Source organism: Paenibacillus sp. FSL K6-2862 (assembly GCF_038005125.1).
GTDB lineage: Bacteria > Bacillota > Bacilli > Paenibacillales > Paenibacillaceae > Paenibacillus > Paenibacillus illinoisensis_A.
In genome coordinates this window covers 3,835,054-3,852,038 of the sequence record NZ_JBBOSN010000001.1, presented here as the reverse complement: position 1 = coordinate 3,852,038, position 16,985 = coordinate 3,835,054, and the positions used below count along the sequence as shown (strand labels likewise).

The 16,985-nt window shown below is 48.7% G+C and carries 12 protein-coding genes; all 12 read left to right on the top strand.

All coding sequences use genetic code 11. From position 1 onward, the window contains the following. Window positions 1-7: 7 nt before the first annotated feature. The 12 genes from MHB82_RS17290 (at window position 8) to MHB82_RS17235 (ending at window position 16,906) form a co-directional block, all read left to right on the top strand. The gene (locus MHB82_RS17290) at window positions 8-2,053 is read left to right on the top strand and encodes a hydantoinase/oxoprolinase family protein (protein WP_341175409.1); all 2,046 of its coding nucleotides are present in this window, start codon (window positions 8-10) and stop codon (window positions 2,051-2,053) included. Then, the gene (locus MHB82_RS17285) at window positions 2,050-4,038 is read left to right on the top strand and encodes a hydantoinase B/oxoprolinase family protein (protein WP_341175408.1); all 1,989 of its coding nucleotides are present in this window, start codon (window positions 2,050-2,052) and stop codon (window positions 4,036-4,038) included. The genes MHB82_RS17290 and MHB82_RS17285 overlap by 4 nt, the downstream gene beginning before the upstream one ends. A 59-nt stretch (window positions 4,039-4,097) precedes the next feature. Continuing rightward, a complete protein-coding gene (locus tag MHB82_RS17280; protein ID WP_341175407.1) occupies window positions 4,098-5,234 on the top strand; it encodes an ABC transporter substrate-binding protein in 1,137 nt (378 codons plus the stop codon). Window positions 5,235-5,291: 57 nt separating this feature from the next. After that, window positions 5,292-6,410, top strand: a complete 1,119-nt coding sequence (locus MHB82_RS17275) for an ABC transporter ATP-binding protein (protein ID WP_341175406.1) — start codon at window positions 5,292-5,294, stop codon at window positions 6,408-6,410. Beyond that, window positions 6,407-7,324, top strand: a complete 918-nt coding sequence (locus MHB82_RS17270; RefSeq protein ID WP_095357624.1) for an ABC transporter permease — start codon at window positions 6,407-6,409, stop codon at window positions 7,322-7,324. The genes MHB82_RS17275 and MHB82_RS17270 overlap by 4 nt, the downstream gene beginning before the upstream one ends. Then, the gene (locus tag MHB82_RS17265; RefSeq protein ID WP_341175405.1) at window positions 7,317-8,138 is read left to right on the top strand and encodes an ABC transporter permease; all 822 of its coding nucleotides are present in this window, start codon (window positions 7,317-7,319) and stop codon (window positions 8,136-8,138) included. The genes MHB82_RS17270 and MHB82_RS17265 overlap by 8 nt, the downstream gene beginning before the upstream one ends. 18 nt (window positions 8,139-8,156) lie before the next feature. Further along, window positions 8,157-9,371, top strand: a complete 1,215-nt coding sequence (locus MHB82_RS17260) for a Xaa-Pro peptidase family protein (protein ID WP_341175404.1) — start codon at window positions 8,157-8,159, stop codon at window positions 9,369-9,371. Window positions 9,372-9,449: 78 nt separating this feature from the next. Beyond that, entirely contained in the window at window positions 9,450-10,652 is a 1,203-nt protein-coding gene (locus MHB82_RS17255; RefSeq protein ID WP_341175403.1) for an MFS transporter, read from the top strand. Window positions 10,653-11,030: 378 nt separating this feature from the next. After that, window positions 11,031-11,822, top strand: a complete 792-nt coding sequence (locus MHB82_RS17250) for an SDR family NAD(P)-dependent oxidoreductase (protein ID WP_341175402.1) — start codon at window positions 11,031-11,033, stop codon at window positions 11,820-11,822. A 540-nt stretch (window positions 11,823-12,362) separates the two neighbouring features. After that, window positions 12,363-13,643, top strand: a complete 1,281-nt coding sequence (locus MHB82_RS17245; RefSeq protein ID WP_341175401.1) for an MFS transporter — start codon at window positions 12,363-12,365, stop codon at window positions 13,641-13,643. Between the two features lie 281 nt (window positions 13,644-13,924). Continuing rightward, complete coding sequence (locus MHB82_RS17240; RefSeq protein ID WP_341175400.1) at window positions 13,925-14,329, top strand: VOC family protein; 405 nt, start codon at window positions 13,925-13,927, stop codon at window positions 14,327-14,329. Between the two features lie 264 nt (window positions 14,330-14,593). Then, window positions 14,594-16,906 (top strand): stalk domain-containing protein, encoded by a 2,313-nt coding sequence (locus tag MHB82_RS17235; RefSeq protein ID WP_341175399.1) that lies wholly within the window; start codon window positions 14,594-14,596, stop codon window positions 16,904-16,906. The last annotated feature ends 79 nt before the right edge of the window (window positions 16,907-16,985 follow it).

The following is a 16,985-nucleotide window of genomic DNA, read 5'->3' as shown; positions in this document are numbered from 1 at the left end:
TGAACTTGTGGACAAAAACTATCGCCTAGGTATCGACATCGGAGGCACGTTCACGGACGCACTGGTGACGGATCGGCAAGGCAGGATGGTGGCTGCACTGAAAACGCCATCTATCGCAGAAGCACCAGAACGGGCTATTTTTAATGCATTGGATCAGCTTCAGGAACAAGGTGTGGACATTGGCGATATCGATATGTTCGTGCATGGCACGACGCTTGGTGTGAACACGTTGATCGAACGCAATGGAGCTGTAACCGGGCTGATCGTAACCCAGGGCTTTCGGGACATTCTCGAAATTCGAAGACTTCGCCTGGAGGATACGACGAACCTGTACGGTGATAAAACGGAGGCGCTCGTACCGAGATATCTCGTCAAAGAAATTGAAGAACGAGCGCTAGCTAGTGGAGACATACTGCAACCACTCAACAAAGATCAGCTGGTGCAGGCGGTTGACGAATTGGTGGACGAAGGCATTACCGCACTGGCGATCAGCTTTATGCACTCTTACGCTAACCCTGCTCATGAGAAGGAAGCCGAAGAGATCATCAGGGAACGGCATCCGCAGTTGTTCATTTGCCGCAGTAGTGCCATCTGGCCGCAGCAGCGTGAATTCGAACGGACACTCGCAACGGCCATGAATGCATATGTGGGTGAACGCATGGGTTCGTACTTTGTCAGGCTGCAGGAAGGTATTCACCAGTACGGTTTAAAAGCAAATCTGCTCTCCACGATGTCCAACGGTGGCATCATGACAGCGGCAAGTGCTGCGAGTGAACCTGTTCGCACCCTGCTCTCGGGTCCGGCTTCAGGTGTCATTGCAGCGACGCATATTGCCAGGAAGGCCGGCATTGATCAAGTCATCACGTTCGACATGGGCGGCACAAGTGTGGATGTGGCTTTAATTGACAAGGAGCCAGCGTATTCAACCGAAAACAAAGTCGGTGATTTTCCTGTCATTTTGCCGGCAGTTGACGTTACGGCGATTGGCGCAGGAGGTGGATCGGTTGCATGGCTCGACAGCGTCGGTGTACTCAAGGTTGGTCCACGCAGCGCCGGAGCCTATCCCGGACCTGCATGTTACGGCCGAGGTGGCGAGGAACCGACAACGACGGATGCTTACCTGCAGCTTGGTATTTTACAGGCAGATCGTTTCCTTGGTGGTCAGATGAGACTCCATCCAGAGCTCGCAGAACGTGCACTGAATACGGTCGGCACGAAGCTGGGACTTGACGCATCACAGACCGCACAGGCGGTTCTGGATGTGGCCACAGCGAATATGTACGCCCAATTTTCGCCTCTAATGGCTCGTAAGGGTGTTGATCCGCGTGATTTCACACTGCTGGCTTACGGAGGAGCGGGACCAATGCATGCGTTTCTAATGGCCCGGGAAGTCGGGATCCGGCGTGTACTTGTGCCACCTGCTCCTGGAACACTTTGTGCCATGGGCTGCACGGTGGCAAATCTCCGAAATGACTTTGTCCTATCGCTGCACAAGAGCAGCCATGCATTAGTAAGTGGAGAATTGGCCTCCTTTTATGCAGATCTGGAGCAGCAGGGGCGAAGCTGGGTAGAGGTAGAGGCACGTGGCGGTGTTGAACTCGAGAGCGTCTACTGTCTCTATAGTGCCGATATGCGATACGAAGGACAGGCCTTTGATCTGGAGATTGCACTAACGCAGGAGGAAATAGCCGATCCTGAACAGGCCAAGGAGAAGTTCCATGCGTTCTACCATAATGTGTTCGGAATCAGCCAGCCAGAATCCGAAGTGATGTTCATCAGCCTGAGGGCGACAATTGTCGGCATCGTACCAAGCCATGGAAGCGTGGATTCGTATGCCCAAGTCAGTCATGGCGGAGGAGCAGAGGAACGAACGATAACGTTCGATCATGCGCGTAGAACGGCGAAAGTGCTGACTAGGGAACAGATCCCGCTGGAAGCAAGTATTCCGGGTCCAGTCATTGTGGAGGAATACGATACGACCATTTTTGTTCCTCCAGGTTATAACGTAAGAAGGGATGCGCATGGCAATCTGATCGGGGAGGCGGCGGAATGATCGCAGACAAGGTATTTCTGGAAATTTTCAACAATCGAATCCAAGCGGCGGTCGAAGAGATGGCAAACGTCGTTCTGCGAACGGGATTTACCGCTTTTGTAAAAGAGACCGGTGATTTTGGTACTTATCTGTTGTCTCCTTCCGGAGAGACGTTTGGTTCACCGCTGGAAACAGGGTATAACCTTTCGCTCGGTATTCCAGCAGAAGCAACGATACGCAGCATTGAGGATTGGCAGGAAGGAGACTTGGTCATCTGCAATGATCCTTATGCGACCCAAGGCATGGTAACCCATCTTCCCGACATTCATCTCATCAAACCTTACTTCCACGAGGGGCGCATCATTGCCTACGGGATGTGTTTCGTTCACTCATCCGATGTTGGCGGTAAGGTACCTGGAAGTGTCTCTCCAAGTGCATACGATATTCATATGGAAGGCATACGAATCGCCCCTGTCAAGTTATATGAAGCAGGCGTGTTAAACGAGCAGGTTATGCGAATGTTTCTGGATAACAGCCGGATTCCAGAGCAAAACCTTGGGGACCTCAAGGCACTGATGGCTGCTTTAAATCGGGGTGAACAGCGGCTTGCCGAACTGATCGCGCGTTATGGCGCGGAACGGATTGAGCAGGGCATCGAGCAATTGCTTGAATATGCCGAAATGAAGGCTCGTGCCATCGTTCGTGAAATTCCGGATGGAGCTTACGATTTCTGGGATTATCTCGAAAAGGGACCCGGAGGATATCCAATCCGTTTACGCTGCAAAATGACAATCGAAGATAGCAACATTCATCTCGATTTCAGCGGCACCGACCCTCAGGTCCGGGCTTCGTTTAATATTCCGACGCATAATCAGCAAGGCCACTATATGCTAGTACCTGCGTTGATTCGCTATTTCCGCACCCTGGACCCGACAATTCCATGGAACTCCGGCATGATCCGTATGGTGAGCAATTATGCGCCACCAGCCTCGGTGTTGAATCCGGAACCGATGGCCGCTGTCGGCGCACGAGCAGCTACGTTTATCCGTCTGATGGACGTGATTACGGGTGCTCTTAGCAAAGCCGAGGCCAGTAAAGTGCCTGCGGCCGGAGCAGGCCAAGCCTGTATCGTCATGATGGCGATGACGGATGCAAATGACGGAAAGAAAAAGGTTGGGGTCATCCAGCCAATCTGCGGTGGTTCCGGAGCAAGACCAATGAAAGACGGCATTGACGGCATGGATTTCGCCGTTGGTCATCTGCGCAACATTCCGGCAGAAACGGTGGAGGCCGAGATGCCAGTTCTCATTGAACATTACGGGCTTCGCGAAGACTCCGCTGGCGCCGGGGAATATCGCGGCGGAAGCGGGATCGCCTTGCGGGTTAGAATCGTCACACCAGACACGGTCATGACGGCACGCAACATGGAGCGCATGGAATTTCAGCCTTGGGGCAGAATGGGCGGCGATGTTGGAACGCATGGAGAGGCTATTCTGAATGAGGGGCTTCCCGAAGAGAGAGACCTTGGCCGAATCGACGAACTGCTGCTGCAGCCTGGGGATACGGTGACCTTCCTGTCCCAAGGAGGAGGAGGATATGGAGATCCTTTAAATCGAAATGTCCAGTCCGTGCTCGCAGACGTTAGAAGTGGTTTGCTTTCCATCGCAAAAGCACGGGAACTTTATGGCGTCGTCGTGAAGGGCACGAATGTTAACGAGTCCGAAACGCAATCACTGCGGGCGACTATGCAGATCAATGTGGAAGATTTCAGTTATGGTCCAACCAGAGACCAATTCGAAGCCATCTGGAGCGATGAGATGCAGCTGACGTTGGGACAAGCGTTAAAGGAATATCCGCTTGCTCTTCGGGATTACCTGAAGCGCCGTACGATGGATATATTGGAACAAAGGCATGTGGATGGACTGTCCGTGACAACAGAGGAAATTGCCTCCACCGTGAGCGGATTAAGGAACAGCATCGGACTGCAGGGAACAGGTCGTATGTAAGCCTACAAAATGTGAAGGTGTATGGGTATTAAACCAACTAATCTTATGGGGGAATTCGTATGTTTAAATCAAAACGCAAACGTTTTTTAAGCTTGGCCTCATTAACGCTGACTGCTTCACTTATTCTTTCAGCCTGCGGCGGAGCGAGCAGCTCGGGAACCGCTTCAGAGAATGGGGGCACTTCGGATAGCAGCGGTGACAAAATCAAGCTGACCATGTTTATCTGGGCAGGCTCCAATCAGGACGTCGTACCTAAAGAAGTGGTTGCGGAGTATGTCAAGGAACATCCTAACGTTGAAGTTACTTTCGAGGAATCCTCCAATGCGATCATGTATCCCAAAATGGTAGCAGGCAAACAAGCCGATCCGAACAATCCAGTCGTCAACTTCGGTTACTTTAATGCAGATGCTACAGCCAAAGGCGTAAACGATGACATGTGGGAGCCGCTGGATACCAGCATTGTAACAAACATCAAGGACATTCCTGAACAATTTCACCAGCCTGACAACAAGGGCATCGTATGGGGCGTATCCAGCTTCGGCCTGGTTTACAACAAAGATCTGGTAACTACGCCGCCAACCAGTTGGAATGATCTGTGGGATAACGAGCAATTCAAAGGCAAAACGGCATTATGGGATTACATGTTCTATTCCTATATTTCACCTCTGATTGCAACCAAAGGTGAGGAGATCGGCGCATCCTACGACAATCCTGAACCTGCATTTCAATATTGGGCTGACCACAGTGATCAAGTCGGCACGCTCGTTACATCCAACGACCAGTTAAAAGCATTGCTCGAATCCGGTGATGCCCTCATTGCACCATTCAGTGCGCAAGTCGCTCAAACCTGGATTGATGGCGGTTCACCGCTGGCGGTAGCCTATCCGAAAGAAGGGGCCATCTCGTTTCCGTACTCGCTCCAGGTCGTTAAAGGTTCAACGCCGGAACAAACACGTGTGGCCAACGAAATTATCAATGAGCTGCTAAGTGCAGACGCGCTGACACGTTACGCCGAAGCAACCGGCACACCCGTGACCAGCACAGCCGCTGCTGTACCGGATAAATACAAGGGTGATCCATCGTTCTCTGTTGAGACCCAGAGCAATGGCATCAATCCGGATTGGGACGTACTCGCTCAGAACAGCTCCGCATGGAAGGACCTGTGGGATCGTCTTGTGAAAACCAATCTTCAATAACATGGTCGCCTGGAACATAGACGAGATGATTACCAGGCAGGAATAGGAGGATCCGAGATGAGCAATGAGCACCAATCCGTCTCGATTGAGGCAAAGCATGTTACAAAAATCTATGACGGACGGGCTGCCGTCGATCAAGTCACGCTTCAGGTCAACAAGGGAGAGTTCGTCTCCCTTCTCGGTCCGAGCGGTTGCGGCAAAACAACGCTGCTTCGAATGCTGGGTGGGCTCGAACAACCCGACGACGGAATCATTCTGCTCGGTGGGCAAGATGTCACGGGTGTTCCGGCATACGGCCGGAACAGCAATATGATTTTCCAGCAGTTGGCACTGTTTCCGCATATGGATGTATTCAATAACATCGCTTATGGACTCAAGGTGAAAAAGACCCCAAAAGCAGAGATCAAACGCCAGGTCCATGAGATGCTGGAACTCGTACAACTTGGAGACTACAGCAGAAGGGCCGTGTCTCAGCTATCTGGCGGGCAGGCACAGCGTGTAGCGATTGCGAGAGCGTTAATCAACAAACCGGAAGTGCTGCTGCTGGATGAACCGCTCTCCGCGCTGGATATGCAGCTGCGTCTTGATATGCAGCGGGAGTTGAAACGCATCCAGCGGGAATTCGGCGGTACCTTCATCTTCGTCACACACGATCAGAGTGAAGCGATGAACATGTCTGACCGCATCGGCGTTATGCGTGCAGGTCGGCTGCTTCAATACGCAACGCCGGATGAAATTTATGAAAGACCTGCCGACAGCTTTGTAGCCAAGTTCATCGGGGATACCAACCTTTTGGAGGTTTCGGTTGTCGAGCCGGATTCAAATGGAATACGTGTAAGCATTCTGGGACATTCGCTGCTCGCCGGAAGCAATGAAGAACCTGCTTCATTCCGGCCAGGGGCGAAACATTCCTTATCCATCCGTTACGAGTATATTCGTCTAGGGGAAGAGGCGGCCCATTGTGCAAACCAATTGCAAGGTCGCGTTATTGAGAGTGTATATGGCGGGGCAAGTATCCGATATGTCATCGAAACGCTGGATCATCTTCGCATTCAGGCGAGTGTACCGCATCAACGCGGAGGAACGCGATATTCCCCGGGCGAATCTGTCCAGCTGGGTTTTGATCCAGACGATGCTCTCCTGCTCGCAGATTCAGGCACGGGTGCGGCATCATGAGCCGGATTACCGACAAGGTCGTCAATATATACTCGTCCGGCAATCGCAAATGGACGACCCAATTGCTTCTGCTTTTGCCTGCGCTGCTGTTGATGGGCATCGTGTATCTCGGCGGGTTGCTGATATTCGGAAGATACAGTTTCGACATATACGACAATGGCAAACTGGTTCGCGGCTGGGACTGGGGCACATACCGGGCTTTTCTGACGGACCCATATTATTGGAAACTGATTGGAAATACGTTCCGCATTGCGTTCAAGGTAACCGCGTGGAGTTTGCTGCTCGCTTATCCGCTCGCATATTGCATCGCGGGCTTGAAGAAGCCGGGATGGAAGCAGTTTTTGCTGCTGCTTACGTTTCTGCCTCTGCTCGTGAGCGCGGTCGTGCGTTCCTATGGCTGGCAGCTGCTTCTGTCCAAGCAGGGTTTCATGAATTGGCTGTTCATTCATCTGGGCATGACCGAGGAAGGCTTCAATATGATGAACAACGAGACTGGCGTAGTCATTGCGCTTGTACACATCTTCCTGCCCTTTATGGTCTTTCCGATTCTGAATGTGCTCTCCCAGAGTGATGCTTCACTCAAAGCAGCTGCACATGATCTCGGAGCCGGAAGCTGGCGGACCTTTTTTACCATAACATTGCCGTTGTCGGCCAGAGGTATTGCAAGCGGAATCCAAATCGTATTTACCTTGTGCCTGACGGCATTCACGACCCCTCAGCTAATCGGCGGGGGAAGGGTAATGACGCTGCCGGTCTTCATCTACCAGCGAACACTGGACACCAACTGGCCGATGGCGGCAGTGGCTAGCTTATTCCTGCTGGTGTCGTCCGTCGTGGTATCGTTGCTGGTCAACAAAGGAGCGGAGTGGCTTATGTTCCGCCGTTCCCGGGAAGGAGGACGTGCACGTGGTTAAATCGGGACGTGTGACAAAATGGCTTCTCACGGTGTTCGTTGGAGCGGTCGCCATATACTTGCTGCTTCCACTATTAATGATTGCATTCACTTCCATAGGCTCGGGTTCAGCAAGCAAATTTCCGCCTCAAGGGTTCACCTTGGAATGGTACGCCAACCTGAAGGAACAAACCCAGTTTCTTGATGCTTTCAAAAACAGCTTGATTGCTTCAGCAGGAGCTGTCATTTTGGCATTGGTGACGGGCACGCTCGCTGCGGTAGCCATCGTGCAGTATCCTTTTCCGGGTGCGGGGTTGCTGCGAGCTTTCTTTGTATCGCCCATGGTTATGCCCAAAATCACATTGGGTATCGCATATCTGATTCTGTTCTCCAAAATGCACATCGCAGGTGGATTATTTGGGCTTGTATTAGGCGAAGCCGTCATTGTACTCCCGTTTGTACTCACCATCGTGGGCAGTGCACTGGCCAACCTGAAGTCCGTCCATCGTGAAGCTGCGGCGGATCTGGGGGCAAGCCCTTGGCGGATCTTTTTTACCATTACGCTGCCTCAGCTCAAATTCGCCATGTTGTTGTCTGGATCGATCGCCTTTGTATTTACGTTTGATCAAGTCGAAGCTGCATTGCTGCTTCTTCGTCAGGACAGCTATACACTGCCAATCCAGCTATTCCTCTATATGGAGAAGTGGCAGGATCCAACGATCGCAGCCGTATCGGTCGTATTGATTGTTGGCGCCTTGGCACTATTCTTGGCCATCAAGCTGGTGCTTCGCTCCATTCCGGGGCTCGAAGGATGGTTTGGTAGCAGAAAAAAATAAATGGAAGGAATTGAGAACATGGAACTACAGCAACCATCCGAAGCTTCAGGCTTAAACAGGGACCGTGCAGAAGAAGTAATGAAAGCGAAGGAACTACAAGCCCTTATCGCAACGACGCCGGAAAACATCCATTATGTCATCGGATCGCAATTGCGTGCCAGCAATTGGACGATGCAGATCTATGCCATACTACCCGCTGACCGTTCTGCAAGGCCGTGCATCGTCATTCCGACGAATCGTCTGGGCGTCGTTGCTCAGTTTGGTATCACCAACGTTGACATTTTTGCTTATAGCGATTTCTTCGTTGAGGGAACGATTGAAGGCAAACCATCCACCGCAGACATCGATCTGTTCTATTCTTTGCTGGAAACGACCGTGATTCACCAAGGGGCAGCAGATGCCCTGTTTGCTGCGTTGAAACACCTCGGCATCGAGAACCAGCCTATTGGTATCGACGAAATGCGGATTGCGCCAGATATTATGGCACAGGTACAGGACGCACTGCCAGATGGTGCTGTTGTACCTGCTTATAAATTGTTCAGGCATATTCGACTAGTCAAAACACCATTCGAAATCGAACGGCTGCGCCGCGCGGCAGAGGTCAATGAACGAATCGAGCAGGAGTTGATTCATCTGATCGCCGCAGGCGTGCACGAGAAGGAACTCGCCGATCATTACCGGATCGCCGTGATGCGTGCGGGCGGTACACCAGCGATGACTGCCGTGGGAGCAGGACCGCGCAGTGCTCTGCCGCTGATCGAAAATTATTTCCACACGATCGAGCAGGGAGACCAGATCCGCTTCGATCTATGCATGCAGTTGGACGGGTACTGGGGGGATACGGGCCGTACCGTCGTCGCGGGTGAACCAACGGCCTGGATGAAAAAACATTTTCATGCGGTGAAGAGCGGTTGGGAAACTGCCTTAGAAACCGTACGACCTGGTGTCAGAGCATCGGATGTATTTCATGCGGCGGTATCCCGCGTACAGCAGGAAGGCATCCCTCATTACCGGAGACAGCATGTGGGCCATGCGATCGGCCTCGAGCTGTATGACGACTTGACCATTTCCCCGGGTGACCAGCACATACTGGAGCCTGGTATGGTTCTTTGCGTGGAAGTCCCTTATTACGAGCTTGGCGCAGGTGGCTTTCAAATCGAAGATACGGTTGTCGTAACGCCAGACGGATATGAGTTTCTGACGCATATGGAGCGCAAATTATTCATTAAATAACGAATCCCGGAAGGCTTCGAGCAAGCGATCAGGCAGCTGCCGATCAGGAGCTTTCCTGCCGAGAAAGTTGGAATTTCAATGATTCAGCAGGGAACCAAGACGTTTCGAAACATTAGCCTTGCGTTGTTTGCCGCAGGATTCGTTACGTTTGCGTTGTTATACAGTCTCCAACCTCTTATGCCGGAGATTAGTGAGGCATTTGACATTACTCCGGCACAATCGAGCCTGACGCTTTCCGTTTCAACGGTGGCCATGGCTATCACCATGTTGTTTATCGGTACGTTGTCTGATGCCCTTGGGCGGCGATTTATCATGACGGCATCCTTGGTGCTATCTTCGATCATCGCTATTCTGAGCGCATTCAGCCAGGGATATACAGATTTGTTGCTGCTCCGCGTCCTGCAAGGCGTGGCACTTGCGGGTCTGCCTGCCACGGCGATGACGTATTTGTCGGAAGAAATTGAACCTGTTAGTTTGGGGTACGCCATGGGGCTGTACATCAGTGGCAACTCCATCGGGGGTCTGGCTGGGCGGTTTATAAGTGGAGTTATCACGGACTGGTTCAGTTGGCGAGCAGCCATTGGATTTATCGGTGTGCTTGGCCTGTGTGCAGCTGTTGTTTTCTGGTTGGTCATTCCGCCCTCACGGAATTTTATCAAGACTTCTCCGGGATTAACCAAGGCGCTGCCTCTTCTATGGTCACAATGCCGAAATCCGCGGCTCCTCAGTTTGTATGGGCTAGGCTTTTTGCTAATGGGGGGCTTTGTTACGCTGTTTAATTACATCGGTTTTGAACTGACCGGTGCTCCGTATCATCTCAGCCAATCCTTGGTAGGAAGTCTTTTCGTTGTGTATCTTATGGGCACAGTCAGCAGTACCTGGATGGGCAGGCTTGCCGACCGTTATGGACGGTCCCATGTACTTAGCATTACCATTGCGATCATTCTGGCGGGTGCTATCTGCACCATGCATCCGGCATTGTGGATCAAAATTGTGGGTCTCGGTTTGTTCGCCTTCGGCTTCTTTGGTGGACATTCCATCGCCAGCAGCTGGGTCGGTCTTGTTGCGGCCCATCATAAGTCGCAGGCAAATGCCCTGTATTTATTCTTTTATTATGTTGGTTCCAGTGTTAGTGGAACTGGTGGGGGATACCTGTACAGCCATTTTGGATGGATCGGCATTGTAGGTATGATCGGCGCGTACGCTGTGGCAGGCTATGCACTATGCCGTTTTCTCCTGATTGGGCAAAAACAACAGACGACCGGTACTCCGATATACTGAGACAACTTGAGATGTCAAAGATCAGAACGCCATTCACAAATGAAATCCATAGTGATTCGGTTATGAAGGGTGTTTAATAGATTCTCAAAGAACATAACAGTTATGCGAAACAAATTATTATTTTTTGACCCGTTGATCTAAAGATCAACGGTTTTTTGATGTGTACCTTTGATCTGTAAACAAGTGGATTCAGTCCCCAGATCTCCTGGTTTGTTTTCTGGAACGTATCATTCGAGAAAGGCGTGATCTGCTAGTTTGTTGTCGCTCTCTGCTAGTTACACATCGAATTGTGGAGCGTATCATTAGATCCGTGCAGTAGATATGCCTTCAGAAAGAATGAATATTCATTAATCAACCAGAACAGAGGAGAAATGCATCATGGATATGGGTTTAAATAACAAAACAGCGTTGATAACAGGTTCCACGAAAGGAATAGGCAAAGCAATTGCCATCGAGTTGGCCAAAGAAGGGGTCAACGTACTGATTAATGGACGGAAACATGAAGATGTTGAACGTGTTGTCGGAGAAATCAAGTTGGCGTATCCGAATACTTCGCCTCAAAATGCGGCAGCTGATATCGTTATTGTTGCTGAGCGCGAAGCATTGTTTGCAAAATTCCCGCAGGTTGATATCTTGGTAAATAACACCGGGATTTATGAGATCATGTCTTATTACGATGTAGATGACGCCGTGTGGGAAAAATACATTCAGACCAATGTGCTTTCCGCAAATGCTCTGACCAAATTTTATATGCCCGCTATGCTGAACAGCGGATTTGGCCGAATCGTCTTCATAGCGAGTGAAGAAGCCGTGATGCCAGGTCATATGCCGCAATATGCCGTTACCAAATCCATGCTGCTCTCGTTATCGAAGAGTCTGTCCAAACTGACAGCGGGAACGGAAGTAACGGTCAATACAATCATGCCTGGACCAACACTTTCGGAGAATGTACAACAGATTATCGAGAGCGTTTATCAGGATGAGAACATGACTTTTGAGGAAAAAGAAAAAACATTCATGGCTGCGAATCTTCCGCAATCCGAGCTGCAGCGTTTCATCAGACCGAGCGAGATCGGTAGACTTACTACATTCGTATGCAGCCCTTATGCAGCACCGTTTAAAGGTTCACCGATTCGTATGGATGGAGGAATGGTTCCAACGATTTACTAAACATATCAGCTTGGAAATGAATTAATAACTGTTACACTGGTTGCGTATATGTTCATTTTTAATGATCGGATGTAGGTACAATAGTAGTTATTTCAATCATTTAGTGCTTGAAAGTCACATGTTGGCGAGCTTATGGGCTCGCCTTTTTTCGTTAGCTCCACATTGTTCTGGAATGCAATTAACTTGTCTCACTGTACCGTTATCGTTGTATACACAGTTTTTAAGAGTATCCTATGGATATCCAGAAGATATCCATGTCGTCTTTAATTAACGGTCCTTTTCTGATCGCATCTTAGCAATGTGTTGGAAGTCGCTATTTTGCGGCTTTTTTTGTTTTGACAGGACTAGTTAGATAGGAGGGTGACCTCTATATATTGGTATAAGGTGTACCACTTATACGGTGATTTGCTGCTACTATCTATATTTTTTGTATTGATTTTTGTTGTAAAACGGTTTTAAGTGCCGTAATCTTATTTTGATTGTAATATCGATTATATTGTTTTATGAAGTAACTTATGGAGAAATGGAGAATAAGCTTCGATGAAGTCATCTGATTTAACCCGTCCATTTTATTTTCTTTGGACGACCCAAACTGCTGCGAATGCAGCAGACGTGCTTTATATCATGGCACTTACCGTGCTGGTCCTTGATCGAACTGACTCTCTTGTGTCGGCAGCACTGATGCCGCTAATGCGCAGCGGAGCCCAAATGTTGAGCAGCTTGATTGCGCCATTACTGATTAATCGTTTCAAGTTGTCCAACCTTCTACTAATGTCGCAAGTGGGACAATTTTTGTTATTCATTGGCCTGGCGGTTTATTTGCAGTTTAACGGAGAGGCTTCATCACTTGTTTTAGTATTTTTGCTAGTATTCGTGATGTCTTTTCTCGATGGATGGACAACTCCGGCTCGTAATGCACTTGTTCCACGTTTGGTATTGCGTGAGCAAGGTCTGCTTAAAGCCAACGGACTGCTTAGCGTCAGCGACCAGATCGTGCAATTTGCAGGCTGGGGACTAAGCGGTATCATCGTTGCATTTATGGGAGCTAGCCCCACTTTATTGCTCACCGCTGTTATTTACGGTCTGGCCGCGGTATTTACGCTGGGTGTCAAAGAACCCGTGAGATCGGAAGTAGTAGAAAAGGAATTAGATGCACTTTCTTCTAATGCCATACCGGAAATTGGCACATCCAAATGGCATACGTTAACTGAAGGCTGGAAAATGATATGGGAAACGCCACGTCTGAGGGTGCTAACCTTTATGGACATTATCGACATGCTCGGGGCATCCATTTGGGTAGGCGCATTTACCCTTGCTTTTGTACAAGTTGCACTTGGTCAAGGCGAAGAATGGTGGGGATTTATTAATGCCGCTTATTTCGCAGGGACCATAGGTGGTGGTTTGCTGGTACTGGCACTGGCACGGACCATCGGTAACCGTTATGTAATGGTGATGATGATTGGAATGGCTGGATATGGCGTGCTGACCGCGCTTTATGCACTTAACACGCTGCCTTTTGTCGCTCTTATTTTAGTCATGTTAATGGGGCCCTTCGCGGAACTCTCCGTGATTAACCGTCGCACATTGATTCAGCATAGTGTAGACAAACAGCTGCTGCCCAAGGTGTTATCTGCTCAAGCTTCACTTATGCATCTCGTATTTTGTATTTCGCTACTGGGCATGGCTGGACTTGCCGAATACATCGGGATTGTGAATCTCTATTTGTTCGCGGCCGGACTGACCATTCTAGCACTCCTGGTAGGTTTGCTGAGCTACCGGGCTTTCCGGGACCAAGCCGATCATACCCATATAAGCGGGTAATTTATGCCACGTACCATGATTAAGAAACGATAACGTTAACTCTAAAAACACGGGCAGTCTGCGGAATGGCAGTCTGTCTTTTTTAATACATGAAATCTCAATCTGTTTGAATGATTTAAGAATTTAAAGATCTAAGAAGTTATGAGGTGTAAACGCTACTGACATACCGTGGTCAGTAGCGTTCTTTTATGATTCATGAAGTAAACCAGAAGGATGGAAAGCTTATTCTAACCCAAAGATGATATGGTATTTATCTTTTAGAAGAGAAAGGATGTACTTTTATGAATTTTGCTTCTGTACGTGTGATTACTGACGACGTGGATCGTCTTGTCGAGTTCTATGAGGAAGTCATGGGTATAACAGCGGAACGTCCCGCGCCAGTCTTTGCCGAACTCGTTCTTCCTTCGTGCACTCTGGCTATAGGTCACTCCCAGACGGTACCACTGTTCGGTATTGGTTCTGCAGTGGCTGCCGATAATCGCAGTGTCATCCTCGAGTTCCGTGTTCACGATGTCGATGCTGAATATGAGCGCTTAAAGCCCATTGTTGATGATTGGGTGAAGGAACCGACCACGATGCCGTGGGGGAATCGTGCGATGTTGTTCCGTGATCCCGACGGAAATCTCATTAACCTCTTCCAGCCGGTGACCGAAGAAGCGATTAAACGGTTTAGCAGTAGAGGTTGAAAGTATAAACTAGTAAACCGAATCAAAGCAGCTGATCAATAGGATCAGCTGTTTTTGATTTACTTCTAACCTAACGAAAGGATAGCGTCTGAGCTAGAGATGACTCAATAATCTTGTTATATGAATAGCATCCCCATTGAAAATAGCTGCACCACATCCATAATATTCAATTTATTTAGTAACTTTTTCCGTATTCGAGCGTTTAATAGTATGACTTTTAATAGAATCAAATTTGCTAGGAAACGAAAGGGGAAGAAACGAAGAATGAATCTGAAGAGGAATATGTCCATATTTACCGCTGTAGCTGTACTTCAAGCATTTACAGTCGGTTCGGCGAGCGCACAACCCATGGATCAAGGGGATGTAGCAGTTGTAACGCCTGCCAAAGTAGAATCCGTAGAGGTCATTAAGGAAGAGCAGCAGCATACCGAGAATGTAGTGGAAATAAAAAGTAGCACAGCATCATCAAAAGCTGAATCTGCTGAAGAAGACACAGAAGCCTCCAAATCAGCAGTCGTGGAGACAACATCGGCGGCAGAAAATGATCCGGATACTACTGATAAAGCAGCAACAACGAATGAATCCGAGGAGGGTTCTGCAATCCAGGAGGGAACTGCCGAGGATGACAAGACGCCAGCTACTCCAGCTACTCCAGCTCAAGTCGAGCAACAACCTGCAACAGGAGATTCCACTGCTGTTACATCAGGTGGAGACCTTATATTGTACATGAACAGCAATAAAATGGAGCAGGATGGAAAATCGTATCTTGCAGGCCAGCCAATGACTGTCAAAAACGGTGTATCCTATGTTGCGATTCGTGCACTGGTGGATCGTGTGGGATACGGAGTTAAATACGATAACAAAACCAAGGAGACCATTATTATCAGTGGTGACAATGAGCTCCGATTCAAAACAAACAGCAAGGTTTATACCGTTAATGGTGAGTCCAAAACGATGAAAGGCCCTGCGTATCAGCAAAAAAATACGTTTATGGTGCCGTTAACTTCCATTACTCAAGCGCTGAACATTTCCTACAAAGTGAATCAGTCGGCGAAAACCGTTGTGCTCAATCTACATAAGAAACCTGTTGCAAGCTTTGTGATTTCCCAAAAGGAAATTTTTGCGGGAGATACAGTGGATTATGTGACTTCCTATAGTTCGCCAAACGGTCTGGAGATCACGAGCGAACGCTGGACAGGTCGTCAGGATTCGTTTGATCAAGCGGGTACATATACCATTTCATATCAAGTTCAGGATTCAAACGGCCAGTGGAGTGATCCCTATTCGGTTACCATTCAAATTTTGCAGCCTAATCTTCCACCTGTAGCCATGTTCACAACGGACAAGGACCAATATAAAATGGGCGAAAAAATAACGTATTTGGATCAAAGTACAGATGATGAAGGCAAGATTGAGAAAACGGCTTGGGATAACAATCCGCTCGCATTCTTTGAACCTGGACCCAAAACGGTGACCTTGACCGTCACTGATAACCATGGGGCTACTGATACGTATTCTAAAGTCATTAACATAACCAATGAAACGTTATATAATTTCTCGGATTTTAATTTACTTTTCACACCGGTAGGACAGAAATTCACCTTCAATGGTGGCGAAGTGACTTCCATGGAGAAAGTGCCTTATACGTATAGGGATGAAGCAAGTCTGCTCATTCGCAGCAACAGTCCGGAAACAGTTAATACGGAAGGCATTGTGTACCAAGAGTCTTCTTCGGGGCAGACGCGCTTCATGATTCACCATGTGAACAATACAGGCAAAAGAGTAAAAATGTATGTTATTGCAACAAATAACAACCCATATCCGGCAGTATTCGAGCAGCAAAATATGGGCTTCGCAGGACCGACTCCGTTTGCTACTGTGGCTGGTAAATTGTCTATTGATAAATGGTTCAGGTCTATACAGACTGGAGCGGATCAAAAGAAAGAATATTTTGAACCTGGGGAAAGTAAACTGATTTTGACCGAACTTAATAAAACTCCGATGAAAGAAGGACAAGTGATTTCACTCTATTCGGATGCACTCAGCGATTATTCTCTGGATTATAACGTTATTCTGGTCGAAGAAAATAAAGACCCGTTCGAAGCGTTACCAACGCTGCCTGTGCTTGATCGTGACGGTGTGCACAACCGTGGCACATACCCGAATGCAACTCGTGTTATAACGTACGACCAGCAAGTGGGAGCGACGCCGGCACGCTTACCCCTTGGAGATAATGCAAGCGACCCGAATTTGGTTGGAACGGATCCAATGGCTTACACGGATGCATCCAATGCAGGTAACTTTGGGGTGTTATACAAAATCACGTTAAGCAATGTTGCTCCGCGTACACTGATTTCGTTTAACCCACGTGGAGGAAAGTACTTTGGAGTAGCACTTGTGAACGGTCAAGTTGTACAAATTGTCGATGGTAGCATATCGATCAACACGTCCAGTGAACAAAGCGTACTTTACCGAACAGGATCCTCTTCGGAGAGTGTAACGATTCTTTTTTCAGCAGCGCCAGGAAGCAACCTGCCAGTTAACCTGCTCTTTACACCGCTCCCAATGGAGAAGTAGTGTAGTTGATCTTATTGACCAGAGTGATAACAAATATATTGTTAGGCTTAAGCATTGAAAGAAGGGACTCCTTAGGGAG